The 19,457-nt window shown below is 36.4% G+C and carries 21 protein-coding genes; 8 read left to right on the plus strand and 13 right to left on the minus strand.

The genetic code is table 11. The features are described 5' to 3' along the window. Positions 1-117: 117 nt before the first annotated feature. From MHB44_RS18425 to hemE, 7 genes are all read right to left on the minus strand, one after another. Positions 118-399: a hypothetical protein gene (locus tag MHB44_RS18425; RefSeq protein WP_341302999.1), complete on the minus strand. Its 282-nt coding sequence runs from the start codon at positions 397-399 to the stop codon at positions 118-120. 47 nt (positions 400-446) lie between these two features. After that, positions 447-575, minus strand: a complete 129-nt coding sequence (locus MHB44_RS18430) for a hypothetical protein (protein WP_341300347.1) — start codon at positions 573-575, stop codon at positions 447-449. A 202-nt stretch (positions 576-777) separates the two neighbouring features. Further along, entirely contained in the window at positions 778-2,295 is a 1,518-nt protein-coding gene (locus MHB44_RS18435; protein WP_341300348.1) for a succinate CoA transferase, read from the minus strand. A 313-nt stretch (positions 2,296-2,608) separates the two neighbouring features. Then, positions 2,609-3,532 (minus strand): LysR family transcriptional regulator, encoded by a 924-nt coding sequence (locus MHB44_RS18440; protein WP_341300349.1) that lies wholly within the window; start codon positions 3,530-3,532, stop codon positions 2,609-2,611. A 194-nt stretch (positions 3,533-3,726) separates the two neighbouring features. Next, positions 3,727-5,148: a protoporphyrinogen oxidase gene (hemY, locus tag MHB44_RS18445; protein ID WP_341303000.1), complete on the minus strand. Its 1,422-nt coding sequence runs from the start codon at positions 5,146-5,148 to the stop codon at positions 3,727-3,729. A gap of 14 nt (positions 5,149-5,162) precedes the next feature. Then, positions 5,163-6,083, minus strand: coding sequence for a ferrochelatase (gene hemH / locus MHB44_RS18450; protein WP_341300350.1), 921 nt, complete (start codon positions 6,081-6,083; stop codon positions 5,163-5,165). A gap of 126 nt (positions 6,084-6,209) precedes the next feature. Further along, a complete protein-coding gene (gene hemE / locus MHB44_RS18455) occupies positions 6,210-7,259 on the minus strand; it encodes a uroporphyrinogen decarboxylase (protein WP_341300351.1) in 1,050 nt (349 codons plus the stop codon). Between the two features lie 233 nt (positions 7,260-7,492). Between hemE and MHB44_RS18460 the strand changes: the two genes are divergently transcribed. Then, on the plus strand, positions 7,493-8,008 hold the full coding sequence (locus MHB44_RS18460; protein WP_341300352.1) for an antibiotic biosynthesis monooxygenase: 516 nt from the start codon (positions 7,493-7,495) through the stop codon (positions 8,006-8,008). Positions 8,009-8,499: 491 nt separating this feature from the next. Here MHB44_RS18460 and MHB44_RS18465 read toward each other — a convergent pair whose 3' ends face one another. The 3 genes from MHB44_RS18465 to MHB44_RS18475 all read right to left on the minus strand — a co-directional run bounded on the left by MHB44_RS18465 (position 8,500) and on the right by MHB44_RS18475 (position 11,599). Then, positions 8,500-9,585 (minus strand): Rpn family recombination-promoting nuclease/putative transposase, encoded by a 1,086-nt coding sequence (locus MHB44_RS18465; RefSeq protein WP_341300353.1) that lies wholly within the window; start codon positions 9,583-9,585, stop codon positions 8,500-8,502. Positions 9,586-9,681: 96 nt separating this feature from the next. After that, positions 9,682-10,866: an ABC transporter permease gene (locus tag MHB44_RS18470; RefSeq protein WP_341300354.1), complete on the minus strand. Its 1,185-nt coding sequence runs from the start codon at positions 10,864-10,866 to the stop codon at positions 9,682-9,684. Then, positions 10,850-11,599 carry an ABC transporter ATP-binding protein gene (locus MHB44_RS18475; protein ID WP_341300355.1) on the minus strand — a complete coding sequence of 250 codons (750 nt, stop codon included), beginning with the start codon at positions 11,597-11,599 and terminating at the stop codon, positions 10,850-10,852. The genes MHB44_RS18470 and MHB44_RS18475 overlap by 17 nt, the downstream gene beginning before the upstream one ends. A 218-nt stretch (positions 11,600-11,817) precedes the next feature. Here MHB44_RS18475 and MHB44_RS18480 point away from each other — a divergent pair, with 218 nt between their 5' ends. The 6 genes from MHB44_RS18480 (at position 11,818) to MHB44_RS18505 (ending at position 15,061) form a co-directional block, all read left to right on the plus strand. Then, a complete protein-coding gene (locus tag MHB44_RS18480; RefSeq protein WP_341300356.1) occupies positions 11,818-12,231 on the plus strand; it encodes an HIT family protein in 414 nt (137 codons plus the stop codon). A gap of 129 nt (positions 12,232-12,360) precedes the next feature. Further along, positions 12,361-12,897 (plus strand): tryptophan transporter, encoded by a 537-nt coding sequence (locus MHB44_RS18485; RefSeq protein WP_341300357.1) that lies wholly within the window; start codon positions 12,361-12,363, stop codon positions 12,895-12,897. 120 nt (positions 12,898-13,017) lie between these two features. Further along, positions 13,018-13,413, plus strand: a complete 396-nt coding sequence (locus MHB44_RS18490; RefSeq protein ID WP_053995143.1) for a YtxH domain-containing protein — start codon at positions 13,018-13,020, stop codon at positions 13,411-13,413. A 156-nt stretch (positions 13,414-13,569) separates the two neighbouring features. After that, positions 13,570-14,130, plus strand: a complete 561-nt coding sequence (locus MHB44_RS18495) for an HTH-type transcriptional regulator Hpr (protein WP_053995144.1) — start codon at positions 13,570-13,572, stop codon at positions 14,128-14,130. A 129-nt stretch (positions 14,131-14,259) separates the two neighbouring features. Beyond that, positions 14,260-14,805, plus strand: a complete 546-nt coding sequence (locus MHB44_RS18500) for a DUF3267 domain-containing protein (RefSeq protein ID WP_341300358.1) — start codon at positions 14,260-14,262, stop codon at positions 14,803-14,805. 70 nt (positions 14,806-14,875) lie between these two features. After that, on the plus strand, positions 14,876-15,061 hold the full coding sequence (locus MHB44_RS18505; protein ID WP_053995146.1) for a hypothetical protein: 186 nt from the start codon (positions 14,876-14,878) through the stop codon (positions 15,059-15,061). Between the two features lie 155 nt (positions 15,062-15,216). Here the strand turns inward: MHB44_RS18505 and MHB44_RS18510 are convergent, their stop codons facing one another. Next, the gene (locus MHB44_RS18510) at positions 15,217-15,321 is read right to left on the minus strand and encodes a YjcZ family sporulation protein (protein ID WP_004230765.1); all 105 of its coding nucleotides are present in this window, start codon (positions 15,319-15,321) and stop codon (positions 15,217-15,219) included. A 143-nt stretch (positions 15,322-15,464) separates the two neighbouring features. On the opposite strand from MHB44_RS18510, the gene MHB44_RS18515 reads away from it, so the two are divergent. Continuing rightward, the gene (locus MHB44_RS18515; RefSeq protein ID WP_341300359.1) at positions 15,465-16,451 is read left to right on the plus strand and encodes a peptidylprolyl isomerase; all 987 of its coding nucleotides are present in this window, start codon (positions 15,465-15,467) and stop codon (positions 16,449-16,451) included. A gap of 78 nt (positions 16,452-16,529) precedes the next feature. On the opposite strand, the gene MHB44_RS18520 is transcribed toward MHB44_RS18515, so the two are convergent. Together MHB44_RS18520 and MHB44_RS18525 are read right to left on the minus strand one after the other, a co-directional pair. Continuing rightward, positions 16,530-17,860, minus strand: a protein-coding gene (locus tag MHB44_RS18520; protein ID WP_341300360.1) for an IS3 family transposase whose coding sequence is annotated in 2 segments (ribosomal slippage) — positions 16,530-17,476 and positions 17,476-17,860 — 1,332 coding nt in all. Because the reading frame shifts where the segments join, the coding sequence is not laid out codon by codon here. 120 nt (positions 17,861-17,980) lie between these two features. Further along, the gene (locus MHB44_RS18525) at positions 17,981-19,285 is read right to left on the minus strand and encodes a methyl-accepting chemotaxis protein (protein ID WP_341300361.1); all 1,305 of its coding nucleotides are present in this window, start codon (positions 19,283-19,285) and stop codon (positions 17,981-17,983) included. Positions 19,286-19,457 lie beyond the last annotated feature (172 nt).

Here is a 19,457-nt window from a genome sequence, read left to right on the forward strand (position 1 = left end):
CCTTCATAGTAGTTTCTGGTTTATGCTTAAAGCCTTTATAAAATAATGGAATAATTTCTCACTAAAACTATTACGAAGGTAAGCATTTATAATTTCTTCGCACAAATCATCAGGAAATTATTCGAAACCCTTGCCCATCCCATCTAAACCAACACCTGAAAAGAGTAGTGCTACTTCAGTCTCTTTATGTTCTGCAATCGCATCCCATACAAGATGAATCGATTCATCTGGAGTTTGATAATGCTGAAGGAAGCTTCTTACTGCATTTGCACCGTCCACTTCAAATCGTAAATTTAGGCTACTAAACTTTTTTGTTAAGCCTAAATCATGGATTAATGCACTTACATAGAGTAACTCTACATCATAATTCTGCTCTGTATTTTTTTCCGTTGACTGCACCAATTGGGCTACCCCACTTAGCTAAAGCTTGAAGTGGGGGTCTTCTGTCAGAAAACGAAAAAAACACGATTTGAATGATTCCACAACAAGTCGTTTTCATGTTCACGCAAAATATCTGCTGCCTCTTTTACTAATTGAGAATCTGGAATTTTAATGCTTGCTATTTCTTGAAACATATTAAAAATCCTCCTTTACACTTTGTTCGTTCTCAGCTTTATAAACTTAGCTACATTGTAAAGAGCATTTTCTCATCCGTCTATTCAATTATTTTTATGATAATAATAAATAAAAACTATTATAATTCAACACTTTAAGTAGAGATTAATTAATCAAAAAAGGGCTACGTGTTATAACGTAACCCAGTTTTAGTCTCATAATTTAGTTTGTTACTTCTTCTTCCATTAACATTGTTCCTTTTTCTTTTAGGTTTGTATGGAAAGAGAAAGCCTTTTCGAGAATATGTGGCGTTTGACCGCCCACTTTCTCTTTTGCTTCTTCAAAGTAAGCGCGTAATTGTGGTCTATACTTAGGATGTGCGATCTCGATAAGCTTTTCTGCTCTCTTCACTGGTGGAAGTCCACGAAGATCAGCATAGCCTTGCTCTGTCACAATAACATCTACATCATGCTCTGTATGGTCAATATGCGATACAAAAGGAACAATCGTTGAAATCGCTCCATCTTTCGCTAACGAAGAAGTTACAAAAATTGTAATTCTAGCATTACGTGCAAAGTCACCAGAGCCACCTATGCCATTCATAATTTTTGTTCCATTAATATGCGTCGAATTGACATTTCCATAAATATCCACTTCGATTGCAGTGTTAAATGAAATCACACCTAAACGGCGAATCACTTCTGGGTTGTTCGAAATTTCTTGTGGTCTAAACATAATTTTATCTTTGTATTTCTCTAAATCTTCCGCTAATGAATCAACACGCTTCTTTGAAAGGGAGAATGCAGTACCAGCTGCAAATTTAACGATCCCCGCATCAATTAAGTCAAAGACTCCATCTTGTAATACTTCAGAAAACACTTCAATATCTTTGAATTGGGAACTTGCCATGCCATTTAACACTGCATTTGCAACAGATCCCACTCCAGATTGTAACGGAGCTAATGATTCTGGTAAACTTCCTGCCGCTACTTCACTAGCAAGGAAATCTAATAAGTGATTCGCAATTTGCTGTGTTTCCTCGTTTGGCTCAAATAATGGTGAAGGAACATCAGGCTGTTCTGATAAAATAATTCCTTTTACTTTTTCTGCATCCACCTTAATGCCAATTTCTCCAATTCGATCTGAAGCATTATAAATCGGAATCTCTCTACGCTCGCCTTGCTCTTTCTGTACATAGATATCATGTAGCCCTTCATATGCTCTAGGTGCAGTCGTGTTGATTTCAATGATAACGTTTTCAGCCTTTTCCACAAAGATTGGCGAATTTCCTACAGAACCAGTTGGAATAATATAACCATCTTCAGTGATTGCAGCTGCTTCGATAATCGCATAGTTTATTTTTCCTAATGTTTCTTTTCTCACTTCTTCTGCTGTATGGGATAGATGCTGATCAATATAGTATATTTCACCTTTATTGATTTTCCCACGCATTACAGCATTTCCTTGGTAAGGAACACGTAAGTTAACGATGCCAGCCTCAGCCATTGATTGGTCGGCAGTTGGTCCTAATGAAGCTCCAGTATACAGGTTGATTTTAAAGTCTTCTTGCTCACCACGTTTAGAAAGTGCAATCGGAAATTCCTTTGGCTCACCGAAAAGTGTAAATCCACTCATGCCAAGATTCATTCCGTCTTCAATCCAAGAAGCTGCTTCCTCTGCTGAAACAACTTTGTCTAAAAATGCTTCATTTCTAATGAATTGACTTAAATCTTTTCCCATTCACAATCACCTCATATTAGTTTAGTATTGCGCTTTTACTTTATGAATTTTTGGTATAAAATGAAGCTTTAACCAGTGAGGTTTTCCTCATCTCCACGTTTTTTGCAGGCTGCCACATGTTGGTGTTACCTTTCATTTTGAAATGGAGGATTTACAGCCTTTTAATACCTGATAAAATTCATAAACATTACTCCCAATCAAACATACCTTAACCATATTTATTTGTGATCTTCATAAGATGTCTTGTCTATATTGTAAAGAGGGCTCTTCCGTTCGTCTATTACATTATTTCTATGATAATGATAGATAAAAACTATAATACATAACTATACAAAGAATTAATCGCATCTTTCTCTGTGTGAAAATGAAGCTTTTCAATTTCACGTACTAATAATTTAATATATTCACGGGCTGCATAATTAATAAAACAGTTCTTTTTCATCACAAGATAAACACCACTCGTCAAAGATGGCTTTTCAATATGTTGGAAAAATAAATCTCCTGTATCATAAAATTCATATAAAGTACGTGAGACAATACTACGGCCGATACCACTTCGAACTAGATTCAAGATAGATTTAATACTAGACGTTTCAACAATAGGCTCTAATTGCCTGCCCATTTCAAAGCTTGTCTTATTCAGTAATTTTCTACATTGATGCATCGTTGGAAATAAAATAAGAGGACCATCTAAAACAGCAGAAAATGAAACTTTTGACTCTTCATTACATTGATTACTAATCAAATAAAAGTCTTCATCATATAGCTTTGTTACTTGCAATATATCATATTGATTAAGGTGAAAGCTAATTCCAAAATCAGCTCGATTTTCTAAAACGGCCTTTTCTACCTGATCTGTCGTTTCAATAAACACTTTAATGTTCGGATATAGCTGGTTAAATGGAATGCATAGAGTAGATACTAAATCGGTTATTTCCCCTGGTAATACAGCAATTTTCAATTCTCCGATTTCTATTTTCGAGAATGCTACAATTTGTGAAGCCATGCTTTGGATAGAACCTTGAATATTCAAGGCTTCTTGTTGGACAATTTCTCCTACCTTCGTCAGTTCAATTTTCTTGCCGACACGGTTAAATAATGAATAGCCTATCTCTTTTTCAAGCATCTTAATTTGATGGCTTAAAGTGGGCTGTGAAATTCCTAATTTTTCAGCAGCTTTTGTAAAATGTAGCTCTTTACTAACCATTAAAAAATATTCTAAATGCCGCAATTCCATAGTATTCCAGTCCTTTCTATATGAAATTTTTCTGTTTATTGTAAAAATTAGCTAGCTTTTATACATTATCCACTAATTCAGCTATTCAATCCACCACTTTTAAGTTTCTATCCATTCATTCAGTAATTCTATCCTCTATTTATTAATAAACATAAAAATAGTACAAACATCTAAGCGAATGTTTGTACTATTTTCTATTTCCATAATTCTTGTAGTATTTCTTCTGCTACCTTTTTACCTTGTTGTACACATTCCGGTACAGATATGCCCTCAAAGGAGCTTCCTGATAATTTAACAGTTGGAAAGTGTTGCTGTAATTCCTGCTTGATCCGTTGAACCTTTGCCTCATGCCCAACCGTATATTGAGGCATTGCATTTTTCCATCGTGTCACAACAGTAGTAATAGGTGCGCCATCTATCCCAATCGTTTTTTGTAAATCCTGTAAGACAGTTTTTTCAATCTCAGTATCTGATAAAGCTACAATCGCCTCATCGCCCACTCGTCCAATATAGCTGCGCAATAAAATATGATCCTCCGGCGCTGTACCTGGCCATTTTCGATTCATCCATGTACAGGAAGTTATTGAAAAATCACTATTTCGAGAGACGTAAAATGCAAGTGCATCGACATTTCCAAGCTGTTCCCTTTTAAAGGCCATCGTGACCGTTGCAATCGTTGCCGCCTTCATTGTTCCTAGCTCATTTAACAAATGCTGCCTACTAAACATTTTCTCTATCCTATCAAAGGGTGTTGCAATAATGACTCCGTCAGCCCTGATATGTGAGAAATTATTTAGCATTACTTGAACTGATCCATCCTTGCCATGGTCAATTTCCTCAACTTTGACACCCTTCATCACAGTCCCAGGAAGTAGTGATTCTTCTAAACTTTCAATTAGCGTTTCAAGACCATTGCTAAACGTTTGAAAGATTCCCTTATTTTCATCAACAGAATGCTGACTTAAGAAGTTTGCACCTGACTTCTTCATGCCAATGAGTAAGCTGCGATATTTTTGCTCTAAGCTATATAGCTGTGGAAATGTAGAGCTCATACTTAATTGCTCGATATCTCCCGCAAATGTACCTGCAAGTAATGGTTCAACTAAATTTTCCACTACTTCTGCACCAAACCTTCTTCTAAAAAACGCTCCTAATGGTTGATCATCATCTTGTTCAGAACGAGGGATGAAAAAATCCCCAGCAGCTCGAACCTTACCACTAAGCGAAAATAAGCCTGATGTAATAAAAGATGAGATATGTGGCGTCTCTCCCGATAACAGGTGGCTAGGTATTGGGTAGAGCGCACTACCTACAGCCACATAGGTAGGCCCTGCATTACTTGTCATTATTTTTTGTTCGATACCAAGATCCTTTGCTAAGGCATTGACATAGTTCTCACGATCAAAAAAGGATTCTGGCCCACGCTCAATGATAAAGCCATCTTTTCTCAGTGTTTGAATTTTTCCGCCAAGACGTAATGACGACTCGACAAGTACGATATCTAATGGCAATTCTTTTGTGCTTGCTTCTTGTTGCATATAGAACGCAGCTGCAAGGCCAGTAATACCGCCGCCAACAACAACTACCTTTCGTCTTTTCTGAGTCACCAACATCATCACTTTCTTTTCGCTTAGCTTAATTTTTTATGAATCGCATCTACCATCGCATCAATAAATAATGGATGTGTATTAGGCATCGCTGGACGATAGTATTTTGCACCAAGTTCATCACAAACAACTTTACACTCAAAATCATTGTCATATAATACTTCTAAATGCTCAGTGACAAAGCCTACTGGTGTATAAACAAATGAACGGAAACCTTTTTCCTTATATAAATCACGTGTTAGGTCTTGGACATCTGGACCAATCCACGGTTCTGGTGTTTGTCCTGCCGATTGCCAGCCAACCTCTACATTTTTTAAACCTGTTGCTTGTTGGATAAGTTGAGCCGTTTCAATCAATTGTTCTTCGTAAGGATCGCCTAGGCTTTTAATTTTTTCAGGTAATGAATGTGCTGATACAATTAAACATGCTTTTTCACGTTCTTCATCAGACATTGCATCAAATGTAGCATTAACTTGCTGCTTCCAATACTCAATAAATTTCGGCTCATCATACCAAGATTCTACAGAAGTAATCTTTAAGCGACCTCCTGCTGCCTCTTCAGCACGACCATTATAAGACTTAATAGAGAATGTAGAGAAATGAGGAGCTAAAACAATAGAAACTGCTTCTTTGATACCCTCTGCTGCCATTTGCTCTACTGCATCTTCAATAAAAGGATGAATATGTTTTAAACCGATAAATAATTTATATTCTACCGCATCCTGTACTTCATTTAAACGTGCACATAATGCTTCAGCCTGCGCCTGTGTTGCTGCTGCTAATGGTGATAAACCGCCAATTGCCTCATAACGACTGCGTAAATCCTCTAAATGCTCTGCAGAAGGTTTGCGTCCATGACGAATATGCGTATAGTAAGGTTCGATATCTTCTTCTTTATAAGGTGTTCCGTATGCCATTACCAATAAGCCTTTAACTTCTTTCATTCCCTTTTCACCTCTAAATTTATTTTTATACATTATGTGACAAAAAGAAGCTGCCCAATCCTGTATGTTGGACAGCTCCCTTTCTACAATGACATCAATCATTCATCCATAGAAAAGGACATATTATTAAGAATGTGCTTGAATTTGTTGTGCACTATATTCATGAATAAGTGCAGTCAGACGTTTTAAGACATCTGGGTCAACCTCTGGAAACACACCATGTCCTAAGTTAAAGATATGTCCTGGCATTTCTAAGCCTTGATCGATAATATCTTTTGTACGTTTTTCAATCACCGACCAATCCGCTAGTAATAAGGATGGGTCTAAGTTGCCTTGTACAGGCTTTGTAATACCATGTGCACGCGCCTCTTTAATAGGTAAACGCCAGTCTAAGCCTACCACATCAATCGGTAAATCATTCCATTCCTTTGCTAAATGGCTAGCACCAACACCAAATTGAATCAATGGCACATTTTCCTTTTGTAGCTCTGCAAAAATACGGGTCATCACTGGTTTAATAAATATACGATAATCTTCAACATTTAAGGCCCCGACCCAAGAATCGAATACTTGGATAGCTTTTGCACCAGCTTGAATTTGAGCCGTTACATCCGCAATAATCATATCAGCCAGCTTATCCATTAAAGCAAACCACGCTTGAGGCTCTGATACCATAAATGATTTTGTTTTATTATAATTTTTTGAAGGACCACCTTCAATCATGTAGCTCGCAAGTGTAAATGGTGCGCCTGCAAAACCAATTAACGGCACATTGAGCTGTTCTTCTGTTAACAGCTTAATTGTTTCTAATACAAATGGTGTATGCTCTTTCGCATTAAATTCACCTAGGCTTTCTACATCTGCAACTGAACGAATAGGGTTTGCAATAACAGGACCAACGCCTGCTTTGATTTTTACATCAATCCCAATTCCAGGGAGAGGTGTGACAATATCCTTGTATAAAATTGCTGCATCGACATTGTAATTTTCTACAGGAAGACGGGTAACATATGCACATAGCTCAGGCTGATGGGTAATTTCCTCTAAAGAATATTTTTCTTTAATCGCACGGTATTCTGGCTGTGAACGTCCTGCCTGTCGCATATACCATACGGGTGTATGTGCTGTCCTTTCTCCACGTGCTGCACGTAGAAGTGTATCATTAAAAATTGTCATGAATAGTTCCTTCCCCTCAATAAATTCCTATTATAAAAATGTCTTGTTTATTTCTTTATTATTGATATCCGTTTTCAATAGTAAACGCTTCCTCTAATATTGTATAGTTTTCCTTACGAAATGTCATAAAATTGTTCTTTCTAGGTATTTTCTTTTCACACAAGGCGTTAGACTTATGCTGAAAAGGGTATAATCACGCTATAATTAGCAAGATTGATAAGGAGGATAAAATAATGTATATTTATTTAACTTCTGGTACTGGCGATTTTTTAGAACAAGTAAAAAACAAGCATTCACAGGAGCATATGATTTTAATTCATGGTGATGGCAACTCTGTCTTAATCCATGAAACAGCAGGAAAATCTGTTTTTGCAACGCCTCGTAAATTTGAGGTATTAGATGCAGTGAATGATTTAGAAGAACGTGGCTTTTTTGTCTTTAATAATATCCCTGTCACGGATGAAGGTCGCCCAGTATTTGAGCATCGTTTTTTACAACGTACACGTGCCATTGAGGATGAACCAGGGTTTGTGGCATTTCGTTTACTCCGACCGATCAAAAGTGATACTTATATTGTGTTGACTCAGTGGAATGGACCTCATTCATTTGAAGCATGGAAAAGCTCTAAAGCCTTTCAAACAGCTCATGCCACTAACGAAGATACAACAGGCGTACGTCAACAAAATATCTTTTCAGCAGCTTCGTACATCACAACATATAGTGCCATACCGAAAGAAGATACGGAGTAAAAAAAAACGATATTTCAGCTGTCATGTTGGTTATTCTCTAAAACAAAATAAAGGGCTTGAGAGGAATATCTTCCCTTTCAAGCCCTTTATCATTTTCCGACAGAAGACGCCCACTTTAAGGGACGTGAAGGGGATAGTCCTGTGAGTAAGGGGGAGATGAATGTCGATCTAAATTGTCGTACAATTAGAATGTATGTGCTCTAATGAACCTGTACAGACTGCTCTTTGAAAACTGAAGATAGGAGGTTGTAACAGGAAAGTTCGTCTGTTATATAAAATCTTCAACGTTCTATCGTTCTGTCTAGCCGAAAAGCGAAAACCAAGCAGTACGCTAGACAGCGGAGTCCAATGTACAATCCTTGCAAGTTTTTCACCGTAGGGTCTATGGGGAGAGCCTGCTACTATAACTAGACGTTGGTCTGGTGTTCGCAGGACTCCCACACTTCTATAAGTAGGGGAGTTCAAATCTCACTAAGAGTCACTACAAACTATTACTTCGCTGCCCCTTTCAAATATCCCTTCACTTCATCAAGACTACCAATTGTAAAAATATTAGCAGTAATTTGGTTCAAAACTTCTTTATTTGCTTGACAAATTGCTTTCTTTAATTCCTCAGGTAGCTCACCAAATTTTTGGGTTAATTGTATCTCTGCCATTTGTGATAAAGCTTTTATTTCTCCTTGCTCTAATCCTTGTTCTAACCCCTGCTCTAACCCTTGTTCTAACCCTTGTTCTAACCCTTGTTGTAACCCTTGTTGTAACCCTCTCGCTCTCGCTTCTTGCTCACGTATCTTTGCTTCTTCCTCAGCGGCTTCTTGGTCTAAAATACGCTTGAGACGCCCTTCATAGGCATGGTATTGTGCTTCGGTTAAACTAAGCTCGCGCCATTGAGTTAATGCCTCGAATAATTGCTCATCTTTCATCGCAATCGCCTCCAGTTCGTTATAAATATCCTCATAGATTTGCTTTTCTTTCTTATGATTAACAATTCCTAATAACAATAACCATCTAGCAAGTACATCATTCCACGGGTCTAGCTTTTGTTGTTTCCAATCGCTTAATAACTTAGGAATCTCAATAAAATGGAGTTCCATCACATCCGTTAATAATATTTTTTCCGTATCTTCATATAAATGATAGGTGCTATGGAACTGTGTGGTTTTATGAAATAAAGTGAAATTCATAATATTGATCGCAATAACAGGGGTCAATCGTCTATAGGTCATCTTTTTCTGTAATGGCTTTGTATAGACTTTTGACCAATAATAGATGGAGCGTTTGACCATATCATATTGATTGGTAAACTGAATTTCAACATTGATCCATTCATTATTTGCTGTTTTAACGAGTAGATCGAGCCTTGATTGCTTGTCATCTTCATACGCACCACCAACTTCTACATTGTGAAAAGTAATATCCTTGACCACATCTCGCCCAGTACGTTTCAATATTGCGTTTAAAAACACCACTGTAATATCTTTATTTTTTTCATTGCCAAATAATTGTTTAAACGCATAGTCTATCTTCAAGTCCATTAGCTTCATCAACGGAATTTTTAACAGCGCTCGTTTGTTCATTGCTTGTCCCCTTTTTACTCATTGTATCATGTTTCAATATACCAAAATCAATAAACCGCATAGCATCATTGGATGTCATGCGGTTTATTGTTTATTTTATGGTTTCGAAATTTTCGTTGTTAATTCACTTATACCAACTATAATAACGATCGTCAGATAAAACATCGGCTGTGTAATGGCACATACACCAACAATAACAGCTTGCGTTATCATCGCCAGACGTACAATTTGCTTTACAGCTAGACGACGAGCATTATCTGGTAATGGATACAGCATGTCCATGCGAAACTCCCCGCTTGTTAGCAATGCTTGTTTTAATTGAATGGTTGTGGCAAAGCTTAATGCACCTGCAACAATCCATGTCACAACAGGAATATCTACAAAAGCCGCAATGAGGGCTGAAATAGCCGTCAGACGAAGCCATAAATAGAAATGATCATCTGTACGGATAAAGGTACGAAGCACCAAATATTTTTGTGTATGGTCCTTACCATAGGGAACAAATTTATAAAGCCAATCAAGCCAGCTACGACGACGAATACTACCATGTAGATGCGGTACATCCGTAAAATAATTGGCAAAGCGGTAAAAGCTCATCATGCGGTTTTGTTCAAGCTTGACAAAATGCTCATATGGTACAGGTTCACTAATAGATTTTTTGCGAAAAGCTACTATATAAATAGTGCCAATTACTGTCGCAATAATGGCTAATAATAGCTGCGTTTGGAGAGCCATATAGATAGCCGCAACAAATATCACAGCTCGAATCAGCCTGTCCACCCATACAAGTTGGCCACGCTCACTATAGCGATAGTTAAATTCACCCTGCACACTAATATACTTCAGTACAATAATCAGTAAAAAGACCAGCCAAATATTGAGCGTTGTTAAATCTGTTACTGCCTTTAGCAGTGGAATACTAACAATATAAACAAGGGCTGCTACCCATACTTGAGACCAAAATGTCCACGCTAAAGCCTTGCTAAAATACTGTGACATTTTTGACTCCAACGGCAATAAATACACTTGGTCTGGTTCTCGTAACAATGAAGTTGGGCGACTAAAGATTAATAATAATCCAACAATCACAGCAATCAAAATTTCTGCTGGAAAATCGGCTTGAACCACTTTTAGCCATTCACTGTATTGATAGCCTCCCGCCCCAATCAAAAAGACAAGTACAATAGCAATATGTCCTGTAAAAATAAATTGCATATATTTTTGTACTTCTCCTATATAGTGCATAAAGCGAGAGGACCATACATCACGCAAGTTCTTCATGGTCCCGCTCCTTTGTCATAGCAATATAAAGGTCGTCTAATGTTGCATTTGGCATAGCAAATGCTTGACGCAAATCTGCCATTGTTCCTTGCGCTCGCACACTTCCTTCGTGCAGCAAAATAATGCGATCACAATGCTTCTCAGCTGTCGATAAAATATGCGTAGACATTAATATCGAAGCCCCTTCTTTTTTCTTTTCATCCATCTGATCTAACAATGATTGAATACCAAGTGGGTCTAGCCCTACAAAGGGTTCATCAATAATATAAAGACTAGGGTTCACTAAAAAGGCACACATAATCATAACCTTTTGCCGCATTCCCTTTGAAAAATGAGATGGGAACCAATTTAATCTTTTCTCCATACGAAATTCCTTTAATAAGATGGCTGAACGAGCATCAAGCGTAGCCTTATCCATACCATAAGCCATTGCTGTTAATTCTAAGTGCTCTCTTAATGTTAGCTCATCGTATAAGACAGGCGTTTCAGGAATATAGGAAAAGCCTGTCCGATACTTGTCCGTATCTTCCTTTAGGGTTACACCATTTAGACGAATATCCCCTTCCTTCGGCAGCATTGTACCGATAATATGTTTAATCGTTGTACTTTTACCAGCCCCATTCAAGCCGATTAAGCCAACAAGTTCTCCTTTTCCAATTGTAAAAGATAAATCTTTAATAACAGGTTTTCTCGTATAACCACCCGTCACATGTTGTACCTCTAATACCGACATATTTTCACTCCTCTTCTTATTTTATCCCGTATTAACAGATGTTTTTTGTACGAAAGCAAAGCGATAGCTACAGGTTGTAAGATCTCTACATAAGGCCATGATGTTTAAATAGGGCAATACCCGATTAGTCTCACCTTACATTTTATCAAAAATTAGCAAATGATACAGGTTTAAGTATGATAGAATATACTTACATATACGATAAGGGGGAAATTCATATGAGCGATTGCCTATTTTGTAAAATCATTGATGGCTCTATTCCAAGTACAAAAATTTATGAAGACGATCATGTTTATGCATTTACAGACATTTCACCTGTCGCAAAAGGTCACACACTATTAATTCCAAAGCAGCACTGCCAAGATCTATTTGAAATGCCAGAGGAGGTGGCACGTAATTTATACGCTGCTGCGCCAAAAATTGCCAATGCCATTAAAGCCGCATTCCAGCCAATTGGTTTAAATACGATTAATAATAATGGTGCTGCAGCCGGACAAACTGTATTTCACTACCACTTACATTTTATTCCGCGTTACGATGAAAAAGAAGGCGTAGGCTTAATTTGGCCAACACAAGCCTATTCATCAGAACAGTTGGTAGAAGTTGCGGAAAGTATTAAAGCACATCTTTAAATCACGTTTTTAGCATTATGTATTGCAATTGTCAAAATTTTAACGTACAATCACAAATAAGTTTCGCTAACGGCTATGAGGGCATGTTGGGAGACAAATAGATTAGTTGAGTTGAGGAGAGATTAGATAATGACTACGAAGAATTTAGTATTAATGGCACTTTTAGTTGGTGTCGGTGCGGCCCTTTATTTGGTTACACCAGGAATGGTAAACGGCATGAAGCCTGATTTTATGCTTACAATGATGTTTATTGGCATTTTACTGTTCCCTACTGTGAAGGAAACGTTTTTACTTTCTCTAGCAACAGGGGTTCTTTCAGGTTTATTTACAACATTCCCTGCTGGTCTTGTGCCAAATATTATTGATAAGGCGATTACAGGTTTTGTCTTTTTAGGTGCTTTACTATTCCTTAAAAAATTAGTGAATCATTTTGCTGTATCAGCAATTTTAGTTGGATTGGGTACAATTTTATCTGGAACTGTCTTTTTAACTGTTGCGCTTTTTGTGTTTAATGCAAATGTTGGTGCAACGTTTGCGATGCTATTTATTGGCGTTGTCCTTCCAGCTGTTGTATTTAACGTTATCGCTTTTGCAGTAATTTATCCAATTGTTTCAAAATTAGTGAAGCGTTCTAAGTTTGTCACAGCGATTTCTCAAATTTCATAAATATTGAAAAGAAGCTAATGCGTGGTGATTCATCACATCGTTAGTTTCTTTTTTATTTTTGTATTTATGCATTTCGTGGTTTAATAATAGATAAACAGATAAGAAATGAGGTAGACGCATATGAAAGCAAAACCATTTTTACTTGGACTTACAACAGGCATTATTGGCGGAACACTCGCTGTACTTTTCTCTACGCCTCAATCAGGGCAACAGCTACGTGCTTCCTTAAAGCAAAATGTAGACCAAACAAAAGAAATGCTCTTGGATGTAAAGCAGCAGGCAGGAACTGTTAAGCAATCTGTCAACACATTGACAAACGAAGTTAAAAATAATATTCCTCAAATAATAAATGATTTAAAACAAACCATTACAACTTTTACAGAGGAAATTGAGCCAACTAAAAATAATTTACAACAAGAAATAGAAGCATTACAGAATTCAATAAACGAAATCGAGCAAAACATCGCACAAATCACAAAAAATAAAGAAAAATCTCAAGAAAAGGTTAGCGACTAAAGTCCTTTTTGTTTAAATAAAACTTCGTTTTTTTATTAAATAAAATTGTTATAATGTTATTTTTTTAACAACTTTTATTTTTTTAATTTTTCGAACTTTAAACTCTTTTTCTTTACTGCTATAATATTTTTAAAATGTGAAAGAAAGCAGTAGGTGATGGTTTTGTCAGAGGAATTATACACAAAAAAAGAAGCGATGCTTTACAGTCAAAGAATCGCACAATTATCAAAAGCTCTATGGAAAGCGGTCGAAAAGGATTGGCAGCAATGGATTAAACCTTATGACTTAAATATCAATGAACACCATATTTTATGGATTTCCTACCATCTAAAAGGGGCTTCTATTTCCGATGTAGCAAAGTTCGGCGTAATGCACGTTTCAACAGCATTTAACTTCTCCAAGAAATTAGAGGAACGAGGGCTTCTTAAATTTTCAAAGCGTGATGATGACAAACGTAATACGTATGTTGAGTTAACAGAAACTGGCACAGAGCTAATTATAGAAATGAATAAAAACTATCATAATACGTATCATTCTGTACTAGAAGGATCGCTGGCATTAAAAGATCTCTATGGTCGTTTCCCAGACTTTTTGGATGTGATGGCTGTTATTCGTAATATCTATGGTGAGGATTTCATTGATATTTTCGAACGCTCCTTCCAGCATTTCCGTGATTCCTTTGACACGCTTGAACAACGTACACCTGTAAAAGGATAAAATAAAGTTTTATTTTTGCGAAAGGAGGCATTCAGAAATATTTCTGAAACGCCTCCTTTTTCTTGCATTCTAACAGTATTCAAATTACAGTAAATAGGACACTTCCTATTTTCGGAGTTGATATACACTATGCATTGTTGGAAAATTTTAAACCTAGAACATCATTACGGTACTACGCGTATTATTATAATGAGTGTACTAACGTTTTTATTCGTTTTTTGCACGTCTTATGTAATCTTTAATTTATTCAATGAGGAGCATTATACAGATCATTTATTTTGGCTCTTTATAATCGCTGTTATAACACTGTATCCGATCCATAAATTTTTACACTTTCTTGCACTTTATGATTTACGACAGCATTTAAAATTACGTGTGCGTATGCAATTTTATATTATTCCTGTGTTACACATGCGTATTCATGAGCCACTGGCAAAGCATCGTTATATTTTAGCATTATTAGCACCCTTTATCGTCCTTAATACGACTATTTTAGTAGGTACATTACTTTTACCAGTATATACACATTATGGTACATTATTATTAGCTTATCATTGTAGTTTATGTGTGATTGATATTCTGTACGTGAAATATTTATTGCATTCACCGAAAAATTCGCAAATTGAGGAAACACCTAAGGGCTATGAAATTTTAGTTCCACCGACCATACATTAAATTCCTTGTACTTGTGTTTTGATGATATTCTTTGTTATGCTATTACTATTGAAAGAGGGGAGGAATAGACTTGCTATTAATGATTGTAGTGCTATTCTCGGTATTCTATTTATTTCAAATAAACCGCATGACATATACGCTGTGTGTGCGACGTGAAATTCCCGAAGAGAACCAACCAAAAGTATTCCGAACAATCAATATACTTATTACAATTTTACTTGTCTCATTCTATATTGAAATTTTATACGCCGTATAACGGAAATAACAAAGACATTCGCACCTACTTATACAGATGACCCTAAGTTGAGCCCCCATGCAACAACTTATGATCCTCCGTATATAGCACGAATGTCTGATAGTGCTAAGAAAAGCTAAGAGCTTTATACTCTTAGCTTTTCGCAATTTTATTAATTAGTATAGGAACGCTGCACCAACGATAATTAATAAAATAAATAACACAACTAATAAAGCAAAGCCTGAGCCGTAGCCACCGCCACCGTATCCTCCGTTGCCCATAACTTCACCCCCTTTCTTTTCTATATCCTATGCGCTTCAAAAATTGAAATATAGGCAATACTCAAGGGGGAACCATTTTGTTTTTAAAGCGTTTATGTTATAGTAAAAAATGGACGAAACCATGTTAGGAGAGAATATCCATTATGAAAAAAACAGTTTTATCTTTAACATTAGCTGCTTCTGTTTTAGCGCTAGGTGCATGTAGTGGTGGGGACAGTAAAGCAATCGTTACTTCTAAAATAGGCGATATTTCAGTAGCTGATTTTAATGAAAAAGCAAAGGCTTTAACAGGCTCATTTGTCATGCAACAAATGCTTACTGAAAAAATATTAGCTGATAAATACGACGTAACAGATAAAGAAGTAAAAGAAGCATATGATACGATGGCTGCACAATTTGGTGACGGCTTTGCACAAGCACTTGCAGAAAGCGGCTTAACGGAAGATGGCTTTAAAGATTCTTTACGTGTACAGCTTCTACAAGAAAAAGCTCTAAAAGATCAAGCAATTAAAGAAGAAGATATAAAAAAATATTATGAGCAAATGAAAACAGAACTAAATGGTCGTCATATTTTAGTAGCAGATGAAGCAACAGCAAAAGAAGTGATTGAAAAAATTAAAGGCGGCGCTAAATTTGCAGATGTTGCGAAAGAATATTCAACAGATACAGGTTCTGCTGAAAAAGGCGGCGAGCTTGGCTGGTTCTCTGTTGGGTCAATGGTCGATGAGTTTAATGATGCTGCCTATGCGCTTGAGTTAAATACATTAAGTGAGCCTGTTCAATCAAGCTTTGGCTACCATGTGATTGAAATTACAGAGAAGCGTGATGTAGAAGGTATTGGCTCATTTGAAGAAGAAGAAGAAAATATTCGTACAACATTATTAGGCAAATTAACACAATCAGGTGAATCAGAAGTTATTTTAAAAGACATTATTGCAAAATTAGCAAAGGACGCTGATGTAAAAACATCTGATAAGGATTTACAAGAATCACTAAAAGCCTTTACAACAACAAGTGAAGAACAAGCTAAAGCAGCTGAAGAAGAAGCTAAGAAAGCTGAAGAAGCGGCTAAAAAAGAAGCTGACAAGAAAGACGATAAAGCAGAAGAGACAGACGAAGAAGCTAAATAATCGAGATACTTGTTATGACAATAAAAGGGAGCATCGGAAATTAAAATGTACCCTTTGTAAAGGACATTAATAAAAAGGTTAGGCCATGTTTTGAAGCTGCTGTCTGTATTTTGCAGGCGGCAGCTTTTTTAAATTCCATTGCCCTCGATAATGATTGTAATAAATCATATAACTCTTTATTTCTTTTTTTACTTCTTTTATCGTTTCACATGCTCTAATAGTAGTTTCATCTTTAAAATGCCCAAAGAATGATTCTTGTGGCGCATTATCCCAACAGTTTCCTCGGCGTGACATGGACTGCCCTAAGCCCATTTTCTTTACTAAGGCTCGGAATTTTGGATTCGTATAGTGGAAACCTTGATCCGAATGGATAAAGGCATCTTCCCTTAAATGGCGATGCTTCTTCAATTTATGTAACGTGTTAAGGGCAATTTCTATACTTAATGTAGAAGTTACTTCATAAGCTAAAATTTCATTTGTTTCGGCATCTTTTATCGTTGATAAATAAGCACGTTTACCGCCTCCATATGTTAAATATGTGATATCGGTTAGTAATACTTTTCCTGCCACACCTTGCTTGAAGTTACGGTGTAGATTGTTAGGAGAGGTGCAATGTTCCTTCGTTGCTTTTGCCATACGACGTGCTGGATTCGCTTTTCGAATGGGGCAGATGATATTAAATTTCTTCATAATGCGACGGATTCGCTTGAGGTTGTATGTAGTTCCATATTGGTTTTCGAGTGTCATTTTTATTTGACGCGCACCTTTCTTTCGTCCTCGGAAATGAAAGGCCTTTAAAATAACTTCCTTCACCGCCTCATCTTCTTCATGCTGTTTTTGACGAGTCAAGATAGCTTCTTCTTTAAAATAGCGATAGTAACCTGAGCGTGAAACATTTGCAATTTCACAAAGATAACGCACCATTCGTTTTAATTGATATTTTTCAATGCTCTGATGGATTAATTCAAATTTTTGTACAGTACTTATTTTGATTTCTTCTTCATCAGCTGCCTTTCGAGTTGATCTAGCTTTTTTAAAAGTTCGTTTTCTGCTTCTAACAATTTCATTTTAGCCTCTAAGCGGGCGTATTTTTCTTCTAAACTTAATTCACGCTCTAAAGGGCGGCCTGAAGTATGTTTTCTGGCATCTTCTAAACCTGTTAGCCCATGTTCTTTATAAGCCGTACGCCAACGATTCGAAGCTTTACGAATACGTGTGGGACCAAGGGCTTCAATGTCAAAACCCGCCTCAAGAAATATTTCACTTGGATATTTTCCTTTATCGTATTCATCAATAAAAAATTCTTTAAATTCATCCGTATAAGTAATGGCTTTCGCACTTACCGTTTTGACGTATGGATTTAATTTTAATTGTGCCTGTTGTTGTCTCGAAAATAAATTTTTAGTCATCCTATTTACCACCACTCGTTTTTTTCTTCATTATAAACAAAAATACCCTATAAGATGACCTTTTTGAAAGTGTCTATCTTATAGGGTACATTTTAAATTTTACGAGATGCTCCCTTTTTTCTATCTCACTTTAAATTGGCTAATTTCAGCTTGTAAATCGTTTGACATCGATTGAAGAACATTTGCTGAACTTGCAATTTCCTCATTTGACGCAGTTTGCTGCTCTATGGATACAGCGATATGTTGTAAGCCTGAAGACGTGTTGTTCGCAATTTCTACAATCTCTTTTACGGCATCACCTGTTTGACCTGCTTTGTCATTTACACGTAAGACAATATCGGTTACTTCATTTGCACGAAGACTAATCTGTTGCACATAATCTACAATATTCTTAAAGGCACCACCCGTTTGTTCAACAGCCTCTCGTCCCTCATCTACAAATTGTGTACCACTATTAATAGCATTGACAGCACTTGATGTTTGGCTTAAAATATCGTCCACTAATGTTCGGATTTTATCAGCAGCCTTTCCGGATTCCTCTGCAAGCTTTCTTACTTCATCTGCTACAACCGCAAATCCTTTTCCTGCCTCTCCTGCTCGTGCTGCTTCAATGGATGCATTCAATGCAAGCAAGTTTGTTTGATCTGTAATGCTTGTAATTAACGCTACAATTGTACTGATCTCCTTTGATTTTTCACCTAAAGCATTCACAACCTCTGTTGATTGATGGACAGACTCATTAATGGTATTCATTTTTCCGATAGTTTGCTTAATTAATTGCAACCCTAAACCTGCCTTTTGATTTGTTTCATTCGCTGTAGCTGCAACTGCCTGTACAGCAGATGAGACATGATCCATATCCTTAATAATTAAACCAGCAGAACTAGATAGTAAATCCAATTGCCTTAACTGTCCTTCTGCACTAGAGGCAATACCTCCAATAGCACCTGAAATTGTTTCAACAGTATGACTACTCTGCTCTGTAATAGCTGTAAATTCCTTTGTATACTCTGAAACATCTGTGGATGCTTTATGAGCCTTCTCAATAACTGTACCAATTTGGGCTAACATATGATTAAACTCAGCTGATAATTGTCCAATCTCATCTTTAAATTTATCGTCAATACGCACTGTTAAATCACCATTAGCAGCCTTTGTCATTGCCTTTAGCACACGATTAACACGCTTTAATACAATATATCTTGTACATAATGAAATAATAACTGTTCCAATGAATAATGAAATTAATGTATTGATGGCAACACCTGCACTACCATTCAACGCCACTACTTTTTCAACTTGATGACTAATAAATTCTGAAACATATGAGCTAATAAATAAGCTTATCCCTATAGCAAGTATCATTTTAAAAATTAAGCTTTTCCAAAATTTAATTTCCTGCGAAAAAAGTACCTCTTTATCCATTGTTTTTCCCCATTCCTATGTATTTCTTTCTATATTCTAAAATAAATACTAGCATTGGTACAATTGTTAGGCTCTAATATTCCACATATAAACTTTTAGTCCCATTATAAATATCTTTAAATAGTCAATAAGTAATACTAATTTCCTTATTATTAACATTCTCTATAAAAAA

It is taken from the genome of Lysinibacillus sp. FSL H8-0500, from assembly GCF_038051955.1.
In the GTDB taxonomy this organism is placed as follows: Bacteria; Bacillota; Bacilli; order Bacillales_A; family Planococcaceae; genus Lysinibacillus; species Lysinibacillus macroides.

Excerpts from the sequence above, each read along its gene's own strand:
- MHB44_RS18430 (WP_341300347.1), bottom strand. The coding sequence starts at position 575 with ATGTTTCAAGAAATAGCAAGCATTAAAATTCCAGATTCTCAATTAGTA.
- MHB44_RS18435 (WP_341300348.1), bottom strand. The coding sequence starts at position 2,295 with ATGGGAAAAGATTTAAGTCAATTCATTAGAAATGAAGCATTTTTAGAC.
- MHB44_RS18440 (WP_341300349.1), bottom strand. The coding sequence starts at position 3,532 with ATGGAATTGCGGCATTTAGAATATTTTTTAATGGTTAGTAAAGAGCTA.
- hemY (WP_341303000.1), bottom strand. The coding sequence starts at position 5,148 with ATGATGTTGGTGACTCAGAAAAGACGAAAGGTAGTTGTTGTTGGCGGC.
- hemH (WP_341300350.1), bottom strand. The coding sequence starts at position 6,083 with ATGAAAGAAGTTAAAGGCTTATTGGTAATGGCATACGGAACACCTTAT.
- hemE (WP_341300351.1), bottom strand. The coding sequence starts at position 7,259 with ATGACAATTTTTAATGATACACTTCTACGTGCAGCACGTGGAGAAAGG.
- MHB44_RS18460 (WP_341300352.1), top strand. The coding sequence starts at position 7,493 with ATGTATATTTATTTAACTTCTGGTACTGGCGATTTTTTAGAACAAGTA.
- MHB44_RS18465 (WP_341300353.1), bottom strand. The coding sequence starts at position 9,585 with ATGAACAAACGAGCGCTGTTAAAAATTCCGTTGATGAAGCTAATGGAC.
- MHB44_RS18470 (WP_341300354.1), bottom strand. The coding sequence starts at position 10,866 with ATGAAGAACTTGCGTGATGTATGGTCCTCTCGCTTTATGCACTATATA.
- MHB44_RS18475 (WP_341300355.1), bottom strand. The coding sequence starts at position 11,599 with ATGTCGGTATTAGAGGTACAACATGTGACGGGTGGTTATACGAGAAAA.
- MHB44_RS18480 (WP_341300356.1), top strand. The coding sequence starts at position 11,818 with ATGAGCGATTGCCTATTTTGTAAAATCATTGATGGCTCTATTCCAAGT.
- MHB44_RS18485 (WP_341300357.1), top strand. The coding sequence starts at position 12,361 with ATGACTACGAAGAATTTAGTATTAATGGCACTTTTAGTTGGTGTCGGT.
- MHB44_RS18490 (WP_053995143.1), top strand. The coding sequence starts at position 13,018 with ATGAAAGCAAAACCATTTTTACTTGGACTTACAACAGGCATTATTGGC.
- MHB44_RS18495 (WP_053995144.1), top strand. The coding sequence starts at position 13,570 with ATGGTTTTGTCAGAGGAATTATACACAAAAAAAGAAGCGATGCTTTAC.
- MHB44_RS18500 (WP_341300358.1), top strand. The coding sequence starts at position 14,260 with ATGCATTGTTGGAAAATTTTAAACCTAGAACATCATTACGGTACTACG.
- MHB44_RS18510 (WP_004230765.1), bottom strand. The coding sequence starts at position 15,321 with ATGGGCAACGGAGGATACGGTGGCGGTGGCTACGGCTCAGGCTTTGCT.
- MHB44_RS18515 (WP_341300359.1), top strand. The coding sequence starts at position 15,465 with ATGAAAAAAACAGTTTTATCTTTAACATTAGCTGCTTCTGTTTTAGCG.
- MHB44_RS18525 (WP_341300361.1), bottom strand. The coding sequence starts at position 19,285 with ATGGATAAAGAGGTACTTTTTTCGCAGGAAATTAAATTTTGGAAAAGC.